Origin of the sequence: Streptomyces sp. NPDC094143, assembly GCF_040303825.1 — a bacterium.
Lineage (GTDB): Bacteria > Actinomycetota > Actinomycetes > Streptomycetales > Streptomycetaceae > Streptomyces.
On record NZ_JBEOTZ010000003.1, the window covers coordinates 90,100 to 114,171 of the forward strand.

20 protein-coding genes are annotated in these 24,072 nt (G+C 72.4%); 10 read left to right on the forward strand and 10 right to left on the reverse strand.

Annotated features, from left to right (window positions below):
* Positions 1-1,183: 1,183 nt before the first annotated feature.
* A complete protein-coding gene (locus tag ABTZ58_RS05130; RefSeq protein WP_351350558.1) occupies positions 1,184-1,987 on the reverse strand; it encodes a sugar phosphate isomerase/epimerase family protein in 804 nt (267 codons plus the stop codon).
* A 581-nt stretch (positions 1,988-2,568) separates the two neighbouring features.
* Complete coding sequence (locus tag ABTZ58_RS05140) at positions 2,569-3,618, reverse strand: LacI family DNA-binding transcriptional regulator (RefSeq protein ID WP_351350975.1); 1,050 nt, start codon at positions 3,616-3,618, stop codon at positions 2,569-2,571.
* A 278-nt stretch (positions 3,619-3,896) separates the two neighbouring features.
* Between ABTZ58_RS05140 and ABTZ58_RS05145 the strand changes: the two genes are divergently transcribed.
* From ABTZ58_RS05145 to ABTZ58_RS05160, 4 genes are all read left to right on the forward strand, one after another.
* Positions 3,897-5,048 (forward strand): Gfo/Idh/MocA family protein, encoded by a 1,152-nt coding sequence (locus ABTZ58_RS05145; protein ID WP_351350560.1) that lies wholly within the window; start codon positions 3,897-3,899, stop codon positions 5,046-5,048.
* Positions 5,045-6,214, forward strand: a complete 1,170-nt coding sequence (locus ABTZ58_RS05150) for a dihydrodipicolinate synthase family protein (protein ID WP_351350562.1) — start codon at positions 5,045-5,047, stop codon at positions 6,212-6,214. Before ABTZ58_RS05145 ends, ABTZ58_RS05150 begins: the two co-directional genes overlap by 4 nt.
* A 35-nt stretch (positions 6,215-6,249) precedes the next feature.
* Complete coding sequence (locus ABTZ58_RS05155) at positions 6,250-7,047, forward strand: sugar phosphate isomerase/epimerase family protein (RefSeq protein ID WP_351350977.1); 798 nt, start codon at positions 6,250-6,252, stop codon at positions 7,045-7,047.
* Between the two features lie 159 nt (positions 7,048-7,206).
* Complete coding sequence (locus tag ABTZ58_RS05160; RefSeq protein ID WP_351350564.1) at positions 7,207-8,391, forward strand: hypothetical protein; 1,185 nt, start codon at positions 7,207-7,209, stop codon at positions 8,389-8,391.
* On the opposite strand, the gene ABTZ58_RS05165 is transcribed toward ABTZ58_RS05160, so the two are convergent.
* Complete coding sequence (locus ABTZ58_RS05165; protein WP_351350566.1) at positions 8,357-9,277, reverse strand: EamA family transporter; 921 nt, start codon at positions 9,275-9,277, stop codon at positions 8,357-8,359. The genes ABTZ58_RS05160 and ABTZ58_RS05165 overlap by 35 nt on opposite strands.
* 87 nt (positions 9,278-9,364) lie before the next feature.
* On the opposite strand from ABTZ58_RS05165, the gene ABTZ58_RS05170 reads away from it, so the two are divergent.
* From ABTZ58_RS05170 to ABTZ58_RS05180, 3 genes are all read left to right on the forward strand, one after another.
* Positions 9,365-10,282: a LysR family transcriptional regulator gene (locus tag ABTZ58_RS05170; RefSeq protein WP_351350568.1), complete on the forward strand. Its 918-nt coding sequence runs from the start codon at positions 9,365-9,367 to the stop codon at positions 10,280-10,282.
* A 376-nt stretch (positions 10,283-10,658) separates the two neighbouring features.
* Positions 10,659-12,494 carry a glycoside hydrolase family 3 protein gene (locus tag ABTZ58_RS05175; protein WP_351350570.1) on the forward strand — a complete coding sequence of 612 codons (1,836 nt, stop codon included), beginning with the start codon at positions 10,659-10,661 and terminating at the stop codon, positions 12,492-12,494.
* Positions 12,495-12,606: 112 nt separating this feature from the next.
* Positions 12,607-13,269 (forward strand): hypothetical protein, encoded by a 663-nt coding sequence (locus ABTZ58_RS05180; RefSeq protein ID WP_351350572.1) that lies wholly within the window; start codon positions 12,607-12,609, stop codon positions 13,267-13,269.
* A gap of 54 nt (positions 13,270-13,323) precedes the next feature.
* Here ABTZ58_RS05180 and ABTZ58_RS05185 read toward each other — a convergent pair whose 3' ends face one another.
* The 3 genes from ABTZ58_RS05185 to ABTZ58_RS05195 form a co-directional block, all read right to left on the reverse strand.
* Complete coding sequence (locus ABTZ58_RS05185; protein ID WP_351350574.1) at positions 13,324-14,754, reverse strand: S28 family serine protease; 1,431 nt, start codon at positions 14,752-14,754, stop codon at positions 13,324-13,326.
* Positions 14,755-14,839: 85 nt separating this feature from the next.
* Complete coding sequence (locus ABTZ58_RS05190; RefSeq protein ID WP_351350576.1) at positions 14,840-15,232, reverse strand: hypothetical protein; 393 nt, start codon at positions 15,230-15,232, stop codon at positions 14,840-14,842.
* Positions 15,233-15,341: 109 nt separating this feature from the next.
* Positions 15,342-19,061 (reverse strand): ABC transporter ATP-binding protein, encoded by a 3,720-nt coding sequence (locus ABTZ58_RS05195; RefSeq protein WP_351350578.1) that lies wholly within the window; start codon positions 19,059-19,061, stop codon positions 15,342-15,344.
* A 291-nt stretch (positions 19,062-19,352) separates the two neighbouring features.
* On the opposite strand from ABTZ58_RS05195, the gene ABTZ58_RS05200 reads away from it, so the two are divergent.
* Positions 19,353-19,478: a hypothetical protein gene (locus ABTZ58_RS05200; RefSeq protein ID WP_351350580.1), complete on the forward strand. Its 126-nt coding sequence runs from the start codon at positions 19,353-19,355 to the stop codon at positions 19,476-19,478.
* Here ABTZ58_RS05200 and ABTZ58_RS05205 read toward each other — a convergent pair whose 3' ends face one another.
* Both ABTZ58_RS05205 and ABTZ58_RS05210 read right to left on the reverse strand, forming a co-directional pair.
* Positions 19,479-20,444, reverse strand: a complete 966-nt coding sequence (locus tag ABTZ58_RS05205) for an esterase-like activity of phytase family protein (protein ID WP_351350581.1) — start codon at positions 20,442-20,444, stop codon at positions 19,479-19,481.
* A 58-nt stretch (positions 20,445-20,502) separates the two neighbouring features.
* Positions 20,503-21,354 (reverse strand): serine hydrolase, encoded by an 852-nt coding sequence (locus ABTZ58_RS05210; protein ID WP_351350583.1) that lies wholly within the window; start codon positions 21,352-21,354, stop codon positions 20,503-20,505.
* A 266-nt stretch (positions 21,355-21,620) separates the two neighbouring features.
* Between ABTZ58_RS05210 and ABTZ58_RS05215 the strand changes: the two genes are divergently transcribed.
* Both ABTZ58_RS05215 and ABTZ58_RS05220 read left to right on the forward strand, forming a co-directional pair.
* Positions 21,621-22,241 (forward strand): DUF7691 family protein, encoded by a 621-nt coding sequence (locus tag ABTZ58_RS05215; RefSeq protein WP_502996010.1) that lies wholly within the window; start codon positions 21,621-21,623, stop codon positions 22,239-22,241.
* A gap of 123 nt (positions 22,242-22,364) precedes the next feature.
* Positions 22,365-22,772 carry an ATP-binding protein gene (locus tag ABTZ58_RS05220; RefSeq protein WP_351350587.1) on the forward strand — a complete coding sequence of 136 codons (408 nt, stop codon included), beginning with the start codon at positions 22,365-22,367 and terminating at the stop codon, positions 22,770-22,772.
* Between the two features lie 61 nt (positions 22,773-22,833).
* Here the strand turns inward: ABTZ58_RS05220 and ppk2 are convergent, their stop codons facing one another.
* Both ppk2 and ABTZ58_RS05230 read right to left on the reverse strand, forming a co-directional pair.
* The gene (ppk2, locus tag ABTZ58_RS05225) at positions 22,834-23,790 is read right to left on the reverse strand and encodes a polyphosphate kinase 2 (protein ID WP_351350589.1); all 957 of its coding nucleotides are present in this window, start codon (positions 23,788-23,790) and stop codon (positions 22,834-22,836) included.
* Between the two features lie 30 nt (positions 23,791-23,820).
* Positions 23,821-24,063: a DUF6411 family protein gene (locus ABTZ58_RS05230; protein WP_351350591.1), complete on the reverse strand. Its 243-nt coding sequence runs from the start codon at positions 24,061-24,063 to the stop codon at positions 23,821-23,823.
* Positions 24,064-24,072 lie beyond the last annotated feature (9 nt).

The following is a 24,072-nucleotide window of genomic DNA, read 5'->3' on the forward strand; positions in this document are numbered from 1 at the left end:
GCGACCGGAACCGCGTGAACGGAGGCGATCCGTGACACCGGCTACGGATTTCGTCGCACGCTCCGTCACCCTGAGGAGTGTGATTTGCGCGACGCCCAGCCCTTGAGCTGACACCCCGTTCCCTCATGAACTCCGCGGAACCCGCTGGCTGTTGCGCTGATCGCCACAAGTGTGGCAAGACGAACTCCCCAGCGCGTCACGCCGTGCCAGGCCGGCCCGACCTCGGTAGCCCACAAGGGTGACGTGCGTGGACCGTGGTTGCCTGTGGTGCCCGGTACTGTGTTGGGCTACCACCGCTCCCCGGAGGGTCCTCGACACGTCGTGGGCGTCCCCGCGGGGTTCACGAACGTGGACCGGAAAGGGGGCGGCCCGATGGCTCAACAGCCTGAGGGGCACCAGAACACCAAAGCGGACCGTGTCTACAACAAGGTCCGCTGGCTGGGTCCGATCTACACGATCTACAAGATCGTCAGGGAGGCCCTGGGCCATTAGAGGAAGAACCCCGGCCTCGAGGCCGGGGTCCTGCCCGTTCTGGTGATGCCGGAGGGCCTCATCTCTGCAGCTTGGCAGCGACCGGAGATGGGGCTCTCTTCAGTTGCCCGCGCGTCGAGCGCGCGTTCACCAAGATCCGCCCCGTGTTGACAGTTGTTGACACGGCGCTGCGCCCATCTTGCCCTGCGCACCAGGCGGATGCGAGACCCGATGGCATCTTGAGACGGAAGCGGTCTTTCGCATTCCGGGCCGGAACTGAGCATTCGGCCAGCTCAGAAAAATCGTGCACATGTGAAAGTGGCGCACATCACACTCTTCGCAGTGATGCGGTGCACACCGGTTCGTGCGCGTAGATGCCCTGATCGTCCCGGTCTACCGATGCGTAACCGGTAGATCCCTTACGCGGCCGGGAATCGTACAGGATGGCACCGACGATTGAGCGCGACTGCGGACGACCCGGGTGCACCGTGCAGTTGCACGGTGCAGCGGGGGCTTCACGCCGGGACGGCCTGCGCACTCGTGGGGACACGGCGGTCCCGTGGACCGGCGGGACCGCCGAGGCGATGGTCCTGCGGAGCGGCGTACAGGCGGACACGGAACCGCACGCGTTCGCACGCGGCACGCGTCCGTGCCCGGCGTGCGTCCGTGCCCCGGCGCGCGTCCGTGCCCGGCGCTCGCGCCGGCCCCGGTGCTACGCCGACTCGTTCAGCAGCCTGCTCAGGTGCTCGCGGCCGGGGCCGAGCAGGTCCGGCAGCGGGGCCGCCCCCTCGTACCAGCGCTTCTCGTACTCCCAGCACAGCCAGCCGTCCCAGCCGTGGCGGGAGAGGATCTCGACGCATTCGGCCAGCGGGAGGACGCCCTCGCCCAGGGACAGGGGCGTGGTGTCGTCGGCCGAGACGATGTCCTTCACCTGCACGTAGCCGAGGTGGGGGGAGAGGGCCGCGTAGGACTCGGAGGGCTGTTCGCCGCCGAGCCAGGTGTGCATGACGTCCCAGAGCGCGCCGACCTGGCGGTGGCCGACGAGGCCGAGGACGCGCATGGCGTCGGCCGCGGTGCGGTGGGAGTCATGGGTCTCCAGGAGGATGCGGACGCCTAGGTCGTTCGCGTACTCGGCGGCCGTGCCCAGGCGGCGGGCGGCCGTCGCGTCGGCCTCCTCGGGGGTCTGGGTGTCGGGATCACCGCCGGGGAAGACGCGGACGTACGGGGCGCCGAGGTCGCGGGCCAGGTCGAGGAGGGCGCGGATCTCGGCCAGGACGGGCTCGTCGTCGCCGGGCGCGGCGACCCGCGCGTAGCCCGCGAGGCCGAGGAGTTCCACGCCCGAGCCCTTGAACTCGGCCGCCACCTCGGCCCGCCGGGCCGCGTCGAGGCCGGGGTGGACCGGTTCCTCCGGGTGGGTGCGCAGCTCGACGCCGTGGTAGCCGTGGGTGGTCGCGAGTCGCAGGACGTCGGCCAGGGGCAGGCCGGGGACACCGAGGGTGGAGAACGCCAGCTTCATGTGGACGGACCGTTCCTAATCAGTGGGCAGGAGTGGGTCTTGTACCCATACCAGATCACTGCGGACATCCCGAACGGTGCCGGATGCCCTGGTCGCCCGCGTTCTCGCCGTATCCGGCGGCACGCATCCGGTGCGTGGTCGGGAAACACGGGGGCGGCCCGCGGCCGGAGGCCGCCGACGGGAAACGCCTCACGCCCAGGGGCGCCCGATCCGGCCTGGACGGTCCGATGCGGCTGCACAGCGCTCCGGTGCGCAGGGGGCGGTGTCGTCCGTCGCCGGATCGGGTCGCGCGGGAGAGGTGGGCACCGATGACGACGGCACTGGGACCGGCTCCGGACGCGGGACTCGTCGCCGGGGTGGGCGTCCGTCGGTGTCGGCCCGGCGTCGCGCGTCGGCGTCCGGCCGTGGTGCCGCCGAGGGCGACGGCCGCGCAGGAGGAACACGCGGATGCGTACGGCCAGTTGCGTTGCGTCCCTACGCGCCCCGGAGGCCCGGGGCGGCAGCCCCCGCGGGCAGGACGACGGCGTCCGGCTCAGCGCAGGCCGCGGTACCTCAACCGGCTCACCGCACGCGGCGGTACCTCAAGAAGTCCGCGGCACCCCGGAGGACCCCCGCACCATCAACTCCCCCCGCACCGACGCGATCCCTCCGGGCGGCGCCTCCTCGCGCCCCATCGCGATCCGCCCGGCCCGGGCCCCGGCCTCCGTCAGCGGCAGCCGCACCGTCGTCAGCGAGGGCACCGCGTCGATGCTGAACGGCAGGTCGTCGAAGCCCGCCACCGACACGTCCTCCGGGATCCGCAGCCCCGAGTCCCGCAGCGCCGCGCACGCGCCGAGCGCCACGGAGTCGTTCGCCGCGACGACCGCCGTCAGCGACGGGTCCCGCCGCAGCAGCTCCAGCGTCGCCTCGTAGCCGGAGCGGCGGTCGTAGCGGCCGTGCACCGTCCAGCGTGGGTCCTCCTCGATGCCGTGCGCGGCGAGCGCGGCCCGGTGGCCCTCCAGGCGGTGCCGGGTGGTGGTCCGCTCCTCGGGGCCCGCGATGTAGCCGAGCCGCCGGTGCCCGAGCCCGATCAGGTGCTCGGTGAGTTCCCGCCCGCCCCCGCGGTTGTCGAAGGTCAGCGCGATCGCCCCGGTCTCCGGGGCCGGCGGGCGCCCGCACAGCACGACCCGCGTCCCGGCGTCCGTCAGTTTGCGCACCTTCGCGTCCATGGCCGCCTTGTGCGCCGCGTCCTCGATGGCCCCGCCGGTCAGCACCACGGCCGCGGCCCGCTGCCGCTGCAGCAGCGTGAGATAGGTCAGTTCCCGCTCCGGGGAGCCGCCGGTGTTGCAGACCACCGCGAGCCGCTCCCCGCCCGCGCGCCCGCCCGGCCCGCCGATCTCCGCCTGGATCGCGCTCGCCATGATCCCGAAGAAGGGGTCGGCGATGTCGTTCACCAGGATCCCGACCAGGTCCGAGGTGGCGGCGGCCAGGGCGCTCGCGGGGCCGTTGAGCACGTAGTCCAGCTCGTCGACGGCTTTCAGCACCCGCTCGCGGGTGGAGGCCGCGACGGGGTAGTTCCCGTTCAGCACGCGCGACACCGTCGCGGGCGAGACCTGCGCGCGGGCCGCCACGTCCGCCAGGGTCACCGTCATCTCGTCGTCCTCCGGTCGCGCATCTCGTCGTCCGCCCTCGTACACATGCAGACCTGTGGCCATGGTTCCGAGCAGACCTTAAGCCCCAGGCCCCCGGTTGTTCGCCCCCTCGAACAACTCGTCCTGGTCACGGTCTTGTCCGGACCGCCGTCAGAGGCTAGCTTCTTCCTGTATAGAAAGCGCTTGCTGTCACGCTCACCAGTCCACGGGCGGATCACCGGCTCCCCGGTGACGGGTGGGGCGTACGCGGCGCGACGACCGCGTACGAAGGGAACGACGTGACACGCAAGACGGTGCGTATCGCCATGAACGGCGTGACCGGGCGCATGGGCTACCGCCAGCACCTGGTCCGCTCCATCCTCGCCCTGCGTGACCAGGGCGGCCTCGACCTCGGCGACGGCACCGTGCTGTGGCCCGAGCCGATCCTGGTCGGCCGCCGCGAGCACGCGCTGCGGGCCCTGGCCGAGCAGCACGGTCTTGAGCACGTCTCGACCGACCTGGACGCGGTCCTCGCGGACGAGACGGTGGACATCTACTTCGACGCCCAGGTCACCTCGGCCCGCGAGGAGGCCATCAAGAAGGCCGTGGCGGCGGGCAAGCACATCTACACCGAGAAGCCCACGGCCACCGGACTGGAGGGCGCCCTCGAACTCGCCCGGCTGGCGAACGAGGCCGGCGTCAGGCACGGCGTCGTCCAGGACAAGCTGTTCCTGCCGGGCCTGCTGAAGCTGAAGCGCCTGATCGACGGCGGCTTCTTCGGCCGGATCCTGTCCGTGCGCGGCGAGTTCGGCTACTGGGTCTTCGAGGGCGACTGGCAGACCGCGCAGCGCCCGTCGTGGAACTACCGCGCGGAGGACGGCGGCGGCATCGTCGTCGACATGTTCCCGCACTGGGAGTACGTGCTGCACGAGCTGTTCGGCCGGGTGAAGTCGGTCCAGGCCATCGCCACCACGCACATCCCGCAGCGCTGGGACGAGGACGGCAAGCCCTACGACGCCACGGCCGACGACGCCGCCTACGGCGTCTTCGAGCTGGAGGGCGGCGCGATCGCCCAGATCAACTCCTCCTGGGCCGTGCGCGTCCACCGCGACGAGCTGGTGGAGTTCCAGGTCGACGGCACGGAGGGCTCGGCGGTCGCCGGGCTCAGGAACTGCCGGGTCCAGCACCGCTCGGCCACCCCCAAGCCGGTGTGGAACCCGGACATCCCCGCCACGGAGGTCTTCCGCGACCAGTGGCAGGAGGTCCCTGACAACGCCGAGTTCGACAACGGCTTCAAGGCCCAGTGGGAGCTGTTCCTCAAGCACGTCTACGCCGACGCCCCCTACCACTGGGACCTGCTGGCCGGTGCCCGCGGTGTCCAGCTCGCCGAGCTGGGCCTGAGGTCCTCGGCCGAGGGCCGTCGCCTCGACGTGCCGGAGATCTCGCTGTGACCATCCGACTCCCGGGCCCGGGCGGGGCGCTGCGCACGTACGAGCCGCGCACCGAACCCCTGGCCGTCACCGCCGGAACGCCCTTCACCTCCCGTACGGTCTTCTCGGCGGCGCACGTCGTGGCCGACCCGTACGCGGACGTCTCCCCCGACTCGCCCGCCGCCGTCGACTGGGACGCCACCCTCGCCTTCCGCCGCCACCTGTGGTCGCACGGGCTGGGTGTCGCCGAGGCCATGGACACCGCCCAGCGCGGCATGGGCCTGGACTGGGCGGGCGCGGCGGAGCTGATCCGCCGCTCGGCGGCCGAGGCCAAGGCGGTCGGCGGCCTGATCGCCTGCGGCGTGGGCACCGACCAGCTGCCGGTCACCGAGTTCGGTCACCCGTACGGCCTGGCGGAGATCCGGGCCGCCTACGAGGAACAGCTCGCCCTCGTGGAGGAGTCGGGCGCCCAGGCGATCCTGATGGCCTCGCGGGCGCTGGCCGCGGTCGCCAAGGGGCCGGAGGACTACCTGGAGGTGTACGGGCACCTGCTGCGCCAGGCGTCCGAGCCGGTGATCCTGCACTGGCTGGGCCCGATGTTCGACCCGGCGCTGGAGGGCTACTGGGGTGCCACGGACCTGGACGCCGCCACCCGCACCTTCCTGGACGTCATCGCCGCGCACCCCGACAAGGTCGACGGCGTCAAGGTCTCGCTGCTGGACGCCCAGCGGGAGATCGACCTCCGCCGCCGCCTGCCGAAGGGCGTGCGCTGCTACACCGGCGACGACTTCAACTACCCGGAGCTGATCGCGGGCGACGACCAGGGCTTCAGCCACGCCCTGCTCGGCATCTTCGACCCGCTGGGCCCGCTGGCGGCCGAGGCGGTCCGGGTCCTGGACACGGGTGACGTGCCGGGCTTCCGGGCACTGCTCGACCCCACGGTCGGGCTGTCCCGCCACCTCTTCCAGGCCCCGACCCGCTTCTACAAGACGGGCGTGGTGTTCCTGGCCTGGCTGGCCGGGCACCAGCGGCACTTCACGATGGTCGGCGGTCTGCAGTCGGCCCGTTCGCTGCCGCACTTCGCCACGGCGTACGAGCTGGCCGACGGCCTGGGGCTGTTCCCCGACCCGAAGCTGGCCGAGGAGCGGATGAGGACGTTGCTGAGCGTGTACGGGGTGGACCAGTGAGCACATCCGGGTCGGACCGTTTCTCCATCAACCAGATGACGGTGAAGCAGCTGTCGCTGCCGGAACTGGTCCAGGCCTGCGGCGACCTGGGCGTCCGCAACGTCGGCCTGTGGCGGGAGCCGGTGCGGGCGCACGGTCTGGAGGCCACGGCGAAGCTGGTCCGGGACGCGGGCCTGACGGTGACGACGTTGTGCCGGGGCGGCTTCCTCACCGCGATCGACCCGCGGGAGCGGGCCGGGGCCCTGGCCGACAACCGCCGCGCGATCGACGAGGCGGCGGCCCTCGGCACGGACACCCTGGTGCTGGTCTCGGGCGGGCTCCCGGCGGGTTCGAAGGACCTGCACGGGGCGCGGGAGCGCATCGCGGACGCCCTGGCGGAGCTGGGCCCGTACGCGGAGCGGCACGGGGTCCGTCTGGCCATCGAGCCGCTGCACCCGATGTACGCCTCGGACCGCTGCGTGGTGTCCACGCTGGCCCAGGCCCTGGACCTCGCGGAACGCTTCCCCGCGCACCAGGTCGGGGTCACGGTCGATACGTACCACATCTGGTGGGACGACACGGCCCCCGCGCAGATCGCCCGCGCGGGACGGGGCGGACGCATCCACACCTTCCAGCTCGCCGACTGGACGACCCCCCTGCCGGAGGGCGTCCTCACCGGCCGCGGCCAGATCGGCGACGGCGCGATCGACATGCGCGCGTGGCAGGGGTGCGTGGAGGACGCGGGGTACTCCGGGCCGATCGAAGTCGAGCTGTTCAACGCCGGGTTGTGGGCACGGGACGGACGCGAGGTCCTGGCCGAGACGGCGGAGAGGTTCACCGCCCACACCCGCTGACCCGCGTGGCGCATCACGGCCGCCGCCCGTCCTCGTGCGGGGACGGGCAGTGGCCGTCGCTCCGGATGCAGGCGTCTTCGGGGCGTGACACGCTGTCCTCAAGGACTCGGCCGGCCGTACCGCTCTCTCTTCCCCTCACTCCTGATCCGGAGAGCAGCCATGGCCGATTTCCATGTGAACACCACGACAGCCGGCGACCAGTTCCAGCCCGCCGTGGACGCCCTGTTCGGCACGCAGTACCTGGAACTGTGGTCCGACGAGAGCGACTTCGTCATCAAGGGCCAGTTCCTGGGCACCGACGGGGACAAGCTCGGAGACGAGATCGCGGTCAGCAGGCAGCCCGCGGAGGGGCAGGGGGTGCGCCCGCTGTGGCCGTCCGTGCTGTCCGCCGGGATCAGCGGTCAGTTCGCCGTCTGGCTGGAGACCCCCTTCAACGCGCCTCCGCCCGCCCCGTCCGTGAAGCTCCAGCGGTTCGCGGAGGGCCGGATGGCCGGTCCGCAGACGCTGGTCACCGCGGACGCGGATCCGCGGGTCCGGCCCTCCCTCACCTTCATGATCGACGGCGGGGTGCTGGTCACGTGGGCGAGCCCGCGGGCCGACCAGCGCATCCGCGCACGGCGGTACCGGCCGGACGGCAGCCCGGCGACCCCGGAGTTCACGGTCAGCACCACCGAGGGCTTCCACGAGAAGCCCGCCGCCACGGTCCTCGCGGACGGCAACGTGGTCGTCGCCTGGTCGACCGACCCCTCGTCCGTCGGCGGTGGCCGGCTCACCCTGCGGTTCTTCGACTTCGAGGGCAACGCGCTGACGGAGGAGATCCGGCCCAACGTCGGAGGCTTCACCGGTGTCAACGGGCTCACGCTGCTGGACACCCAGCGCTTCGTCGTCACGCACATCGAACGCGTGCCGGACAGCGACCTGGGCCAGCCGCAGACCACGGTCGCGGCGAGCGTCTTCGAGGCCGACGGCACGGAACTGTTCGACATCACGGCAGGCTCCCCGGTGGGCTTCACCCGGACGTCACCGGCCGTGTCCCATCTGCCCGGCGGGCGCTTCCTGATGACGTGGATCGAGCAGAGCGCCGACACCTTCGACACGGTGCCCACGGTGATGGCCAAGGTCTGCTCGGACTCGCAGGGTTCACTCGGTGACAAGGTGCAGGTCAGCACGGCGGCCGCCGGGCGGCGGTTCCACACCTGCGCGGCCACGGCCTTCGGCGACGGCCCGGAGAGCGCGCTCGTCACCTGGGCCGACGACAGCGGCCTCGACGGCGACCCGGGCCTCGGCGTGCGGGCGCGCACCTATCACGTCAACGGGCCCGGGCTGCTGGTCGACGCGTCCTGACGACCGCCGCCGGCGCCGTGGTGGGCCGGGTGCGGCGCGGCGTCAGGGACGTCAGCGCCACCCCGCCCACCAGCAGGGCCGCCGCGCACCACCGCAGGGGGCTCACCGGCTCGTCGAGGAACAGCGCCGCCGACGACATGCCGAAGACCGGGACGAGGAGGGAGAAGGGCGCCACCGTGGAGGCGGGGTGGTGGCGCAGCAGGAAGCCCCAGACGCCGAAGCCGAAGACCGTCGTGATCCAGGCGACGTAGACGACCGTGCCCGCGCCCTGCCAGTCCAGGGCGCGCAGGGCCGCCAGGTCGCGGGAGGGGCCTTCGACGAGGAGGGAGAGGGCCAGCAGGGGCAGGACCGGGACCGTGCTGACCCAGACCATGAAGTTCAGCGCGTCGGCGGGGGCCGCCTTCCGGGTGAGGACGTTCGACGCGCCCCAGCAGGCCGCGGCGGCGACGACCAGCGCGAAGGCGCCGAGCGGGCCCGAGGCGCCCTCGTCGACGGCCGCCACGGCGATGCCGGCCAGGGCGACCAGCATGCCCAGCAGGCGGATGCCGGTGGGTCGTTCGCCGAGGGCCGCGGCGGCTATCACCGCCGTGAACACCGCCTGGATCTGCAGCACCAGGGAGGACAGACCCGCCGGCATGCCGGCGTCCATCCCCACGAACAGCAGGCCGAACTTCGCCACCCCCAGGACGAGACCCACGGCCACGATCCACTTCCAGGCCACCTTCGGGCGGCCGACGAGGAACACCGCCGGGAGCGCCGCCACGAGGAAGCGCAGGGCGGAGAAGAGCAGCGGCGGGAAGTGGTCCAGGCCGATCTCGATGACCGTGAAGTTGACGCCCCAGACGGCGGCGACCAGGACGGCGAGGGTGAGGTGTGCGGGACGCATGACGTGAGCATCGCGCCCTTCGACCGTGAAGCACCAGCGATGATTCCTGCATGGTTGGATGAAGCATCGCTGATCAGAGGAGGGCCCATGCTCGATCTCCAGCGGCTGCGCGCCCTGCACGCCGTCTCCGTGCACGGCACCGTCGGCGCCGCCGCCGTCGCGCTCGGGTACACGCCCTCCGCCGTGTCCCAGCAGATCGCCAAGCTGGAGCGGGAGACCCGGACCGTCCTGCTGGAACGCGCGGGCAGGGGCGTCCGGCTCACCGACGAGGCACGGCAACTGGTCGTCGCGGCGCAGGAGTTGATGGCCATCGTGGAGCGGGCGGAGACCGCGCTGGAGGAGCGGCGGGGACGGCCGGCCGGCCGGCTGACCGTCGCCGCGTTCGCATCGGCGGCGCGCGGGCTGATGCCGGGCGTCCTCGCCGAGCTGGCCCGCAGACACCCCGCCCTGGACGCGCGGCTCACCGAGCTGGACCCGCATCTGTCCGTCGACCTGGTGGCGAAGGGGGCCGTCGACCTCGCCGTCGCGCACGACTGGGACATCGCGCCCCTGCCCGCGCCGCCCGGCGTGGAGCAGGCGTTCATCGGGGACGACCTGTGCGATCTGCTCGTGCCCGAGGGGCACCCCTTCGCCGGGCGGGACGCCGTGAGGCGGGAGGAGCTGGGGGGCGAGCGGTGGATCTGCCAGCCGCCGGGCCGGGTCTGCCACGACTGGCTGCTGCGTACGCTGCGCGCGGCCGGGCACGAGCCGGACCTCGTGCACCAGGCCGACGAGAACCCCACCCTGGTCGCCCTCGTCGCGGCCGGACTCGGCGTCGCCCTCATCCCACGGCTGGGACGCGGGCCGCTGCCCGCCGGAGTGGTGGAGGTGCCCCTCGACCCGCTGCCGGTGCGGCGCCTGTACGCCCTGTGGCGAACGGGAGCGGCCCGACGACCGGCCATCGCGGAGACCGTACGGGTCATCACCGAACACTGGCCGAACGCGTCGAGGCGTACGCGTGGCTGACCCTTCGTCGAGGCGTCCGGCCGGGCCCGGCTCGCCGTCCCGTCCGTCCCTCGGTTCTCCCGCGTCCCTACTTGCGGAAATGCGGGCCGGGTCGGGAACCCGGACCGGATGCGGGGCGTCCAATCGCAGGCCGCCGGAGAGTCACCACGGTGCGGTGTCGGCCCTCGCTGCTGGCTGCGATCGCTGACCACCCTCTCCGCCGTACCGGGGCCGGCGGCACCGCCGCCATCGGCGCGCCCCCCTCCAACCGCGCCGGTGGCGGCCCCTCACTGGTTACTGTGCTTTCCCTTGACTGGCAGAAACTTCCCGGTTATTGGTGATCTCCTGGAAGTTTCCTTCAGCGGATCCCAGCGGATCACCTCCCAAAGGAGCGCACGTGCACGACACCGGCACGGCAAGCACGGGAAGCACCGCACAACCCTCCAGACGCACCCTCCTCGCCGCCGGCGCCGGCCTCACCGCCGCCCTCGCGGCCGCCGCGCCCGCCTCCGCGGCCGGCGCCCCGGACGACAGCGCGCTCGGGGCCCTCGTCTCCCGCATGACGCTGGAGGAGAAGGTCGGACAGCTCTTCGTGACGCGGGTCTACGGCCATTCCGCGACCGCCCCCGACCAGGCCGACATCGACGCCAACCTCAAGGAACTCGGCGTCCGCACGGCCGCCGAGCTGATCGAGAGGTACCGGGTCGGCGGCATCATCTACTTCGCCTGGGCGCACAACACCCGCGATCCGCACCAGATCGCCGACCTGTCCAACGGCATCCAGCGGGCCTCCCTCGGCCTGCCGCGCGGCCTGCCCGTGCTCATCTCCACCGACCAGGAGCACGGCATCGTGGCCCGGGTCGGCAAGCCCGCCACGCTGTTCCCGGGCGCCATGGCCGTCGGAGCGGGCGGGTCGCGCCCGGACGCCCGCGCGCTGGGCCGGATCGCGGGTGCCGAGCTGCGGGCGATGGGCATCCGGCAGAACTACTCCCCCGTCGCCGACGTGAACGTCAACCCGGCCAACCCGGTCATCGGCGTACGGTCCTTCGGCGCCGACCCGCGGGCCGTCTCCGCGCTGGTGGCGGCCGAGGTCGCCGGGTACCAGGGCTCCGGGGTCGCCGCCACGGCCAAGCACTTCCCCGGACACGGGGACACCAACGTCGACAGCCACACCGGCTTCCCCACCATCACGCACACCCGCGAGCTGTGGGAGAAGCTGGACGCCCCGCCGTTCCGGGCCGCCATCGCCGCCGGCATCGACTCGATCATGACGGCACACCTGATGGTCCCGGCCCTGGACGACTCCGGCGACCCGGCCACCCTCTCCCGGCCGATCCTCACCGGCATCCTGCGCGAACGCCTCGGCTACGACGGCGTGGTGGTCACCGACTCCCTCGGCATGGAGGGCGTCCGCACCAAGTACGGCGACGACCGCGTGCCGGTGCTCGCGCTCAAGGCGGGCGTGGACCAGCTGCTCAACCCGCCCGACCTGGACCTCGCCTGGAACGCCGTGCTGACCGCCGTACGGGAGGGCGAGCTCACCGAGGCGCGGCTCGACGCATCGGTTCTGCGGATCCTGCGGCTGAAGGCGAAGCTGGGACTGTTCCGCGCGCCGTACGTCAGCCGGGCCGGTGTCGACCGGACCGTCGGGACCGGAGCGCACCTGGCCGCGGCCGACCGGATCACCGAGCGGACCACCACGCTGCTCGTCAACGAGGGGCGGTTGCTGCCGCTGTCCCGGCGCCGGCACCCGAAGGTGCTGGTGGTGGGCGCGGATCCGGCCTCTCCGTCGGGCACGACCGGTCCGCCCACGGGTGTGCTCGCGGGCGCGCTGACCCAGCTGGGCTTCACGGCCACCGCCCTGCCGACCGGCACCGCCCCCTCCGCGGCGACGATCGCGAAGGCCGTCGCCGCCGCCGGGGAGGTGGACGCGGTGGTGGCCGCCACGTACAACGTCACCGCGGGCAGCGCGCAGCAGGCGCTGGTCGAGCAGCTCGTGGCGACCGGCAGGCCGGTCGTGGCGGTCGCGATCCGCAACCCCTACGACGTGGCCCGCCTGCCGTCCGTACCGGCCTTCCTGGCCGCCTACTCCTGGACCGACGTCGAACTGCGGGCCGCCGCCCGGGTGATCGCGGGACGGGCGAAGCCGCGCGGGCGGCTGCCGGTCCCGGTGCAGCGGGCGGATGATCCGGAGCAGGTGCTGTACCCGGTCGGGTACGGGCTGACGTACTAGACGTACGTCATGGAACGGGCGCACCACCCCCAAGGTGCGCAAACCGCCCCAGGTGCCTGGCGTGCGCCCGCCCGTGCGGGTCACGCTGGGCGAGGGACTCGGGGGGTCGGCGATGCGTGTGAGAAGTGCGGCGGGGGTGGTGTGGGGGCTGCTGGTGCTGTTCGGGGCGCTGCTGACCGGGTGCCAGAGCCCGTCCGGGGGCACTGCGGAGGACGGCCGGCTGGGCGGGCCGGCCTCCGGGACCGGCCGGACCTCCACGGTGTCGCCGGCGCCGACGCGGCCGTCGGGGTACGGGGCGGTGTTCCTGGCGGTCGGCGAGTGCAGCTCGTTCGGGACGACCAGCTTCTCCGAGGTGCCGTGCGCGGGGGAACGGGCGGCGGCGCGGGTGGTGACGCGGCACGACGGCACGGTGCGGGACGGGCCGCGCTGCCCGGCGACCACGGACTTCGTGCTGCACATCAGCGAGCAGCGGCCCTCCTCCGACGAGGACGGCGACGGGGCGGTGCCGCAGGGCTACGCCTGCATGCGCAACCTCCAGCCGCCGCACCCGGGCGATCCGGGCGGCGGGGGCGGGCCGCGCACCATCGTCGGCGACTGCGTCTACAGCTCCGGCGAGGGCCAGGTCCGCGAGACCGCGTGCGACGGCGAGGGCGGGCGGGAACCGGAGTACAAGGTGACGCGGGCGGTCACCGCCCGGGCCGACTGCCCCGCCTCGACGGCCCTGTACGTCCGGCTCGGCGGGGACCGGCCCGTGGGGTGCGCCCGGCCGCTGTGAGCGGCGGCCGGGCGCGGTGATCACGCCATCACGCGTGATCAGGGGATCACGCGATCACGGCCGCAGCGTCATCTCCCGCTGCACGTCCCGCTTGTCGAGCTTGGCGTCGTACTTCGCCAGCGGCTTCGCCGCCCGCGGGTCGGCCTGCACCGCGCTCGGGGCGACACCGGCCCAGTCGAGGATGCGGGCGGTGGCGAGCGCCTTCTGCTCGGGCACCAGGCTCGCGACGTTGGCGCCGTGGTTCATGCCGGGGGCGGTGAAGACGTAGGAGTCCTTCGCGCCCTTGCCGAGGCGGAACGGCTCCGCGCTCCACGGATCGTTCTGGCCGTTGACGAAGAGCATGTGGCGGGCGTTGTGCCGGACCCAGGTGTCCACGTCCCGCATCGCCGACGGCTGGAACCGCATCGGGATGTCACGCGGCACGAAGTTCCGCGGCGGCTGGTAGCCGTAGCGGATGTACCGCTTCTCGATGTGCGGGAAGTGGATCGTCGGCGCGCCGAGCTGCGTGCCGGCCTGGTAGTAGTACGGCGTGTAGTTCGACAGGCCCTGGTCGGCGTAGGCGGAGAAGCCGGAGATGGTGTCGACGGAGGTCCAGATCTCGTCGTCGGTGGCGTTCTTCGCGTCGGCCGGGATCTGGTCGCAGTCGGACAGCAGGCTGTACTGCCAGAAGCCCCACACGTAGTCCAGGACGGTCGCCTCGTAGGCCTTGTCCAGGCTGCCGATGGTGGTGAAGGTGAGGCCGTTCTCCTCGGCGAAGGCGGCGTACCTCCGCTCCAGCGGCTCGCGGCGCACCAGTGCCTCGCGCTGCACGCCGTTCAGCCGGTCGCGGCACTCCTCGGTGCCGACGCGGGCGAAGAACCGGTCGTAGGCCGAGTCCTCCTTGTTCACCACGTCGTTGGGGGCGACGTAGGCGACGACGCCGTCCATGTCGCGGGGGTAGAAGCGCTCGTAGTAGGTGGCGGTCATACCGCCCTTCGAGCCGCCCGTGGAGATCCACTTCTTGCCGTAGACGTCCTTCAGGGCCTTGAAGACGCGGTGCTGGTCGCTGGCGGCCTGCCAGATGTCCAGCTTCGACCAGTCGGCCGGCTGGGGCCGGGACGGGGTGAAGAAGCGGTACTCCAGGGAGACCTGGTTGCCGTCCACGATCTGCGTGGGCTCGCTGCGGCGGGGCGTCGTGGAGACGTTGTAGCCGCTGGTGAAGAAGACCGTCGGGCGGGCGACGTCCTTGTGCAGCACGGTGACGCGCTGCTGGAAGGTGCCCTTGGACGGCTTGCGGTGGTCGATCGGCTGCGTGTAGTTCAGGACGAAGAAGCGGTAACCCGCGTACGGCTTCTCCTCGACCAGGCTCATGCCCGGTACGGAGAGCAGTCTCTCCTTGATGTCAGTGGTGCCGGCCTCCGGCTCGGCGGCGGTGGCCGCCCCGGCCGTGCTCAACGTGCCTATGAGCACCGTGAGCGCCAGCAGCCATCTGAGCGCCTTGCGCATGCGCACTCCCCTGTGAGACAGATGTGCGCCGGAAGCTAGCGGACCAACTCACCCGAGCACCAGGGGACATAGGGAAAACCCTGTGTCAGCACAGGATCCAGCCGGAGCTGTAACGCCCCGCCCCCACCCTGCCCTTGAGCCAGACGCAGCGGCGCCCGGCGTGCACGGTCACCGGGCCCGCGTGGTGCGCGTACCTGCCCTGGTCGACCACCGGCCGGTTGCCGCGCGCCTGCACGCTCACCGACATCGTGCGCTTCGTGCCGGGCCGCTTGGCGAGCGTCACGGCGCAGACGTAGCCGCCGCGCTTGTAGACGAGCACGGTGCCGGTGGAGAACGGCAGCGTGCGGACCTTGCGGCCGGGACAGTAGGCGGAGGATGCGGCCTGGGCCTCGCCCGGCGCCACGACCGCGAGCAGGCCGGAGGCGGTCAGCACGGCCAGGCCGAGCGCGAGCCGCCGGCGTATCGCTCCACTGTCCACTGTCGTCCTCCCGTACCGCGTCGTCCGCGACCATCGGCGTACGGCAGTACGGACGCATGACGTATGTCGGATGGTTGCACGGGCGTTACGGAAGCGCTGTGAGTGGCTCTCAACGGGAGGCGCCGACCGGCTCCTCCGGCTCGGCGGCGCCGACGAAGGTCCGCCACAGCCGCGCGTACCGGCCGCCGCGTGCGAGCAGTTTTTCGTGCGTGCCGTCCTCGGCGACCCGGCCGTGGTCCATGACGACGACCCGGTCGGCCCGGGCGGCGGTGGTGAGCCGGTGGGCGACGACGAGGGTGGTGCGGCGGCCCGCGATCCGGTCGGTGGCCTGGTTGACCTGCGCCTCCGTGGCCAGGTCGAGGGCGGCCGTGGCCTCGTCGAGCAGCAGCACGTCCGGGTCGACCAGCTCGGCCCGGGCCAGGGCGATCAGCTGGCGCTGCCCGGCGGAGAGGTTGCGGCCGCGCTCGGCGACCTCGTGCAGGTAGCCGCCCTCCAGCGTGGCGATCATGTCGTGGGCGCCGACCGCGCGGGCCGCCGCCTCCACCTCGGCGTCGGTGGCGTCGGGACGGCCGTAGGCGATGGCGTCGCGGACGGTGCCCTGGAAGAGGTACGCCTCCTGCGGGACGACCCCCAGACGGTGCCGGTACGAGGTGAGGTCCAGGGTGCGCAGGTCGGCGCCGTCGACGGTGACCCGGCCGCCGGTCGGGTCGTAGAAGCGGGCCACGAGCTTGACGAGCGTCGACTTGCCCGCGCCGGTCTCGCCGACGAACGCGACGGTCTGCCCGGCCGGGATGCGCAGATCGACCCCGACGAGCGCCTCCTCGTCGTCGCCGTACGCGAAGTGCACGTCCTCGAAGGCGATCTCGCCCCGCAGCGACAGCACCTCGCGGGGTTCGTCGGCGGACTTCGTCGACGTCGGCTCCTGGAGCAGCTCCTGGATGCGGCCCAGCGAGACGGACGCCTGCTGGTAGCCGTCGAAGACCTGGGAGAGCTGCTGCACGGGCGCGAAGAACAGGTCGATGTAGAGCAGGTAGGCGACCAGGGAGCCGATCGCCAGCGTGCCGTCGTCGACCCGGGCCCCGCCCACGATCAGCACGGCCGCGGCCGCCACCGACGACAGGAACTGCACGAACGGGAAGTACACGGAGATCAGCCACTGGCCCCGGATGCGGGCCTGCCGGTAGCTGTCGCTGTGCTCGGCGAACCGCCGCCCGCCGTCCCGCTCGCGCCGGAACGCCTGCACGATCCGCAGCCCGGACACCGACTCCTGCAGGTCGGCGTTGACCACCGACACGCGCTCGCGGGCCAGTTCGTACGCCTTCACGCTCGCCCGGCGGAAGAAGTACGTGGCGATGATCAGCGGCGGCAGCGTCGCGAAGACGACCAGCGCCAGCTCCAGGTCGATCACCAGCAGGGCGCCCATGATGCCGAAGAAGGTGACGACCGAGACGAAGGCCGTGACCAGGCCCGTCTGCAGGAACGTCGACAGCGCGTCGACGTCGGTCGTCATCCGGGTCATGATCCGGCCGGTCAGCTCCCGCTCGTAGTAGTCGAGACCGAGGCGCTGGAGCTGGGCGAAGATCTTCAGCCGGAGCGCGTACAGCACCCGCTCGCCGGTGCGTCCGGTCATCCGGGTCTCGCCGACCTGGGCCGCCCACTGCACGGCCACGGTCACCAGCGCGAGCAGGGACGCCGCCCACACCGCGCCGAGCGAGGCCTGCGTGACGCCCGAGTCGATGCCGTGCCGGATCAGCACCGGCAGCAGCAGGCCCATGCCCGCGTCGGCGGCGACCAGGGCGAGGCTGACCAGCAGCGGCAGCCCGAAGCCGCGCAGCAGCCGGCCCAGGCCGTAGGACTCCTCCGGCTGGACGGCCCGCGCCTCGTCGACGTCCGGCACGTCGGTGGCCGGGGGCAGCGCCTCGACCTGGGCGAGGAGCTCGGGGGTGGCGGGGCTCTCGGCGAGGGCCGGGTCCTTGCGCTCGCGGTCGCCGGTCCACAGCCGCGGGGTGACCCCGCGCTCGGCGTCGAACTCGGCGTCCAGCTCCTCCCGTACGGAGACGTCCTCCCGGGGGCAGGCGGGCGGGGTGTGGCCCGGGGAGACCGCGCCCAGTTCGTCGGGGTCGGTGAGCAGGCGCCGGTAGAGCGCCGAGCGCTCCTGGAGTTCCTCGTGGGTGCCGATGTCGGCGAGCCGGCCGCCGTCCAGCACGGCGATGCGGTCGGCGAGGTTCAGCGTGGAGCGGCGGTGGGCGATCAGCAGGGTCGTCCGGCCGCGCATGACGCCCTTGAGCGCCTCGTGGATCTCGTGCTCGACCCGGGCGTCGACGGCGGAGGTGGCGTCGTCCAGGACCAGCAGGCGCGGGTCGCTGAGGATCGCGCGGGCCAGGGCGATGCGCTGGCGCTGGCCGCCGGAGAGGGTGAGGCCGTGCTCGCCGACGGTGGTGTCGTAGCCGTCGGGCAGCTCCGCGATGAACCGGTCCGCCTGGGCCACACGGGCGGCCTCCTCGATCTGCTCCTGGGTGGCGTCCGGGCGGCCGTAGGCGATGTTGTCGCGGACGGTGTCGGAGAAGAGGAACGAGTCCTCCGGGACCAGCCCGATCACGGACCGCAGCGACTCCAGGGACAGCTCGCGCACGTCGTGCCCGCCGACCAGGACGGCACCGCGGGTGACGTCGTAGAAGCGCGGCAGGAGCAGGGAGACGGTGGACTTGCCGGAGCCGGAGGAGCCGACGACGGCCAGGGTCTCGCCGGGGCGGATCTCGAAGGAGAGGCCGTCCAGGACCGGGCGGCCGGGTTCGTAGCCGAAGGAGACGTCGTCGAACTCCACGGTCGCGGGGGCGTCCGCGGGCAGCTCCTTGGTGCCGTCGGTCAGGGACGGCTCGGTGTCGATCAGCTCCAGGACCCGCTCGGTGCCCGCACGGGCCTGCTGGCCGACCGTGAGCACCATGGCGAGCATGCGGACCGGGCCGACGAGCTGCGCGAGGTAGGTGGAGAAGGCGACGAACGTGCCGAGGGTGATGTGCCCGCGCACCGCCAGCCAGCCGCCGAGGGCCAGCATCGCGACCTGGCCGAGGGCGGGGACGGACTGCAGGGCCGGGGTGTAGACGGAGTTCAGGCGGATGGTGCGCAGCCGGCCCGCGAAGAGCCTGCGGCTGACGTCCCGGAGCTTGCCGGTCTCCTGCTCCTCCTGCCCGAAGCCCTTGACCACGCGCACGCCGCTGACGGCGCCGTCGACCACGCCAGCGACGGCTGCGGCCTGGGCCTGGGCGTACCAGGTGGAGGGGTGCAGCCGGGTGCGGCTGCGCCTGGCGATCCACCACAGGGCGGGCGCCACGGCCAGGGCGACCAGGGTGAGCGGCACGGACAGCCACGCCATGATCACCAGGGAGATCAGGAAGAGCATGAAGTTCCCGATGGTCATCGGGAGCATGAAGAGCAGGCCCTGGATCAGCTGGAGGTCGCTGGTGGCGCGGCCGACGACCTGGCCGGTGGACAGCTCGTCCTGGCGGCGGCCGTCGAGCCGGGTGATCGTGCCGAACATCTCCGTCCGCAGGTCGTGCTGGACGTCGAGGGCGAGCCGGCCGCCGTAGTAGCGGCGGACGTAGGTGAGGACGTAGACGACCAGGGCGGCGCCGACGAGCAGGCCGGCCCAGGTGGTCATGGACCTGGTGTGGTCGGTGATGACGTCGTCGATGATCACCTTGGTGATCAGCGGGACGAGGGCCATCACGGCCATGCCGGCGAGGGAGGAGCCGAGAGCGAGGACGACGTCCTTCGGACGGCGCCACGCGTACGCCCACAGTCGTCGTGCCCATCCCCGTTTCGGTGTCACGCCGGTACCCTCCATCCGTCCTGATCTGCCGGAAGGCACCAACGCGCCGGGCAGCGGATTTCATCCCGCGCCGGTGCTTTCCCGACCAGCGACCGAGGAACACCCGTCCGAGGACGTAGGTCCGCGCCAAGGTCGTCCGATCATGCTCCTCTCCCTCGTGCAGCCAGGACGGCGGCCGCGCTTCGCTGCGGCCGAGGCCGTGGTGAGCCTGTGCGCCGCCCTGTGCTGGCGCGTGCCGGCCTTCGCGATGGACGCGGAGGGCTACGACCTGGACCGAGCGCGCCGCGCCAGGTGTCCGGCGAGGCGGAGATCGCCCGCCTGGCGCTGCGGCTCGCCGCGGTGCTGCTGCTGTCGGCGGTGCTGGCTCTGGCCCTGCTCACCGGGGCCCGTGTCCCGCTGCTGGGCTGGGAGATGTGATCACAGGCGTACCCGCAGTGCGTAGAAGCGGGTCGTCTGGGCCGGGTTCTCGTTGTCGTCGCTGGCCAGCAGGACCCTCAGGGTGTTCTTGGTGCGGCCCGTGATCGTCATGGCCTCGATGTTGTCGAGGAGCGGGTTCGGCTGGGGCTGCCTGGCCGTGGCGCCCAGGTCCGGGCAGGTCACGAGGTCGGTGAGCAGGGTCTTGCGCATGCCGTGGCGGGGGTCGGCCAGGTAGAGGCGGACCGTGTTGCCGACGCCGGCCGTGAAGCCGCGCTCCAGGACCAGGAGGCGGCCGTCGGGAGTGGCCCGGATCTCGGGGACGCCGAGGCCCGGGTCCGTGCGGTAGGTGTACGGAGCGCCGAGCCGGAAGCGGGAGCCCTGGCGCTGCCAGGTCTGGAAGCGGACGGTGTCGGCCGGGTCGCCGGCCAGGGGGTACTCCATGGAGGCGACGAGGGTGCGGCCACCGGGCAGCAGGGTCAGGCCCTCGAAGGTGCCGTTGGCCCGGCCCCGGCCGGCGGGGGCCACGCGCAGCTCGTCCGGGACCGGGAGGCGGTCGAGGATCTCGCCGGTGCGGGAGTAGCGGCGTACCGACGGCTCGGTCTCGGAGGAGACGAGCCAGGTGCCGTCCCGGTCCACGACCAGTCCCTCGGAGTCGAGTGCGGCTCCGTTCTCGTCCGTGAGGGGGAGCACGGACCTGGGCCGCAGCGTCCGCGGGTCCAGGCGGAACAGGGACGAGCGGTCGGAGAGGGCGGCCAGGGAACCGTCCCGGTCGACGGCCAGCGCGGAGAGGTTGCCGACGACGGTGTTCTCGTACGTCGTCTTGTCGAGCGCGTCCGAGAAGCGGTCGATGGACACGGACGGCGAACAGGCGTGGGGAGCCGACGCCTGGGCGGGGCCGGCGGCGGTCAGGCACGTGGCCGCCGCCAGGCCCGCCGTGAGGAGGGCGAGGTGGGTTCTCAAGGGCATGGGCGTCACCGTAGGACCGGTCGGTGACGCGCGGTGGGCGGCGCGGTGAAGCGCCGGCTCAGCTCGCCGCCAGGTCCCGGTGGATGACCTTGGCGACCGCCTGGATGGTGGCGATGCCGTAGTTCATCGTGCTGTTGCCGTGGGTGAGCACGGTCATCGTGTAGTCGTGGCCGCCGCCCTTGAACGCGCCGATGCTGTGCACCCGCCAGCCGTTCGTGGAGCGCTGCAGCCAGCCGTTCTTGACGGCCACGGTCACGCCCGCGGGCACTCCGTACGGCGTGCCCCAGCGCTGGGACGAGACGACCTGGCTCATCAGCTTGAGGATGTAGGCGCGGGAGTTGTCGCTCAGGACCGCGTTCACGCCGGTGATGAGCTTGAGCAGCTTCTGCTCGTCGGTGACGGTGATCTGCGTCAGGCCCCAGTAGCCGTCGGCGCCGGGCTTGGTCTGGGTCATGCCGGCCGCGGCGAGGAAGCCCTTGATCTTCGTCATGCCGAGCTGCTTCCACAGGGTGGAGGTCGCGGCGTTGTCCGACTTGGTGATCATGGCCTTCGCGAGGGTGTTCTCGCGGTCGGTGAGGTAGCGGCCGGTCTTCTTCGCGTCCCACAGCAGCGTGGCGAGCACGGTGACCTTGACGACGCTGGCCGAGTCGTAGGCGGTACCCGCACGCAGGGTGCAGGTGGTGCTGGTGCTGCGGTCGTGGAGGCCGACGGCGACCGTGCCCTTGCGGGTGGCGAGCGCGGCGGTGATGTCCTTCGTCAGCTTGGTGGCCAGGCCGGCCTTGGCCGAGGTGCAGGTCACGGCCGGCGTGGCGGCGGCCGCGGGCGTGGCGGCGGCGACGAGCGGCACGAGGACGCCCGTGCCCACGGTCGCCGCCAGCACTCTCGCGCGGCGGGATGTCCCAGAAGTCATGCACGTGTCGACTCACGGGCCCGGGGCAATGGTTGTAGGCGTTGCCCAACGCTTGTGCGATTCGTTACCGGGCGCGGTGCGGTCTCCCAGGCGGCGGCCGGCTCCCGCACAGCGGCCACCAGCCGTGGAACCCGTCCGACGCCGGCTGACACACCGTCATGCCGCCCGCCCGCACCGGCGAACGGCCCCGGCCCCTCGGTCCGGGGCCGTTTCGGCGTCCCCGATCATGGACACGGTGTCCGGCGACCGGCTGAAGGGGAGCACAGGTGGGCTACTGCCTCGAAATGAGCACCGGCGACATGAGAACGGTGGTGCGGCTGCTCACCGCGGTGGAGCGGACCGAGGAGCAGGAGCGCACGCTCGCCCGGATCCGCGCGGAGTGCCAGCGCACCGACGCCCGGTTCGAGGAGCAGGGCATCGAGCTCGACGTGTCCATCGGCCGGGCCCTGGACGAGCTGATCGAGGGCGCTCCGAGCACCGACCGCTGCCCGGCCTACAGTTACGCCTTCTACCAGGTCGTCGCGGCGCACTTCTCCGACCCGACGGACCTGGGTGCCTGGCGGCGTCCGTCGTGGTTCCACACCCTGGACGACGAACTGGCCCGGCACGGCGTGCCGTCCGACCTGCTCCCCGGCACCTTCCTGTTCGGCGGCCCGCCGCTGCGCCTGCCCCACCCGGGCCACGTGGTGCCCGCCGTCGGCACCCTGCCGGCCCGGCGGGCCGCCGCGCTCGCCGACGCCTACGCGTCCGTGCTGGACCGGCTCGACCCGCAATTCCGCGACGCGGCCCGCCGGTTCACCGACGTCATGCGGTTCGAGGCCGAGGAGTGGGAGAACGCGCGGGGGCCCGGGACGACCCCGGACACGCTGCTGTTCTGGTTCCACTGACCCCCTGCGGGAACTCCCGTCGCCCGTCCGTCAGTACGAGGCCGTCCGCATGTCTGGTGGTGATGCTGTCGGGTACTCGCCCGGGGCACGGCAACAGTGGACGAGGGAGATGAGGTCGGGGCAGTGACGGTGAAGGCGATGGGTTGGGCACATTCGTTCCCCATGTCCGAGGGCGTACGGGCCGGGCGGGAGTGGACGCGCGAGCGTCTCGCGTCCCTGCCGTGGGCCGCAGCGGAGCCGGACACGGTGGACGCCGTCGTGCTGGCCGTCTCCGAGCTGATCACCAACGCGCACGTCCACGCGCACAGCGACGCCCACCTGGCGCTCACCTGGGACGGCGACTGCCTCCACGTGAGCGTCCACGACGAGGATCCGACGCTGCCGCGCCCGCGCCGGTCGGAGCCGGGCGACGTCGGCGGCCGGGGCGTGGCGATCGTGCGGGAGCTCGCCGACGACTGGGAGATGCGCTGCCAGCGCCACGGCAAGGCGGTGACGGCGTGCTTCCGCCCCGCCGACCCCGCCACCGAGTGAGCATCGGACGTGGGAGGGCCGGGGAGCGGCGATGCTCCCCGGCCCTCCCACGTCCGGAGCGTCAGTCCGGCTGCGGGTGCCGTCCGGGGCCCTCGGCGCCGGAGGACAGCGGGGTGGGCGAGAGCGTGGTGTCCTCCTCACCGGGCTCCAGGAGGGTGTCGGCGGCGCCGACGATGAGCGGGTCCGGTGTGCCGACCGCCTCGCTGTCCTTGTTGGCGTAGTCGATACGCGACAGCAGACTGCGCATGGTCTCCAGCCGGGCACGCCGCTTGTCGTTGCTCTTGACGACGGTCCAGGGGGCGTGCTCGGTGTCCGTGGCGCGGAACATGTCGACCTTCGCCTCGGTGTAGTCGTCCCACAGGTCCAGCGAGGCCACGTCGGTCGGGGAGAGCTTCCACTGGCGCACCGGATCGACCTGCCGTATCGCGAAGCGGGTGCGCTGCTCCGAGCGGGAGACGGAGAACCAGAACTTCACCAGCAGGACGCCGTCCTCGACCAGCATCCGCTCGAAGGCCGGGCACTGGTCGAGGAACAGCTCGTACTCGTCCTTGGAGCAGAAGCCCATCACCCGCTCCACGCCGGCCCGGTTGTACCAGGAGCGGTCGAAAAAGACGATCTCCCCGGCCGTGGGCAGGTGCGCGATGTACCGCTGGAAGTACCACTGGCCCGTCTCGCGCTCGGTGGGCTTGTCCAGCGCGACCACGCGGGCGCCGCGCGGGTTGAGCCGCTCGATGAACCGCTGGATCGTGCCGCCCTTGCCCGCCGCGTCACGTCCCTCGCACACGACGACCAGGCGCGCCCCGGTGTCCTTGACCCACCGCTGCAGCTTGAGCAACTCGATCTGCAGGATGCGCTTGGTCCGCTCGTACTCCTTGCGGCTCACCTTGCGGTCGTACGGATAGTTCTCGCGCCAGGTGCGGATGGGACGCCCGTCGGCGTCCAGGACGATCGGCTGTTCGCGTCTGCTGTCGTCGACGGTGAGCCCGTCCAGCAGCTTGCCGGCGTCTTCGGCGTTCATGTCCTCGCTCCCGCTGTGCCGGCGCGCCGGTCAGAAGGGCAGGCGGCCGCGGGTGCGGCGGCCCGCCGAACCGCTGCGGCCGACCGCGCGCGAGCTGGTGTGGAAGGGCTTGCTGAAGAGCCGGCCCAGAGGCCCGGGCGCCTTGCCGCCGGCCCGGGCGCCGGCACCGAGGGTGCGCTGGGTGCCGCGTTCGGGATGGCGCGAGAGGCGGGGGACGAGGAAGGCCAGGATGGCCAGGACGACGCAGACGCCTATGACGGCGGCGATTACCATGATGTGCTC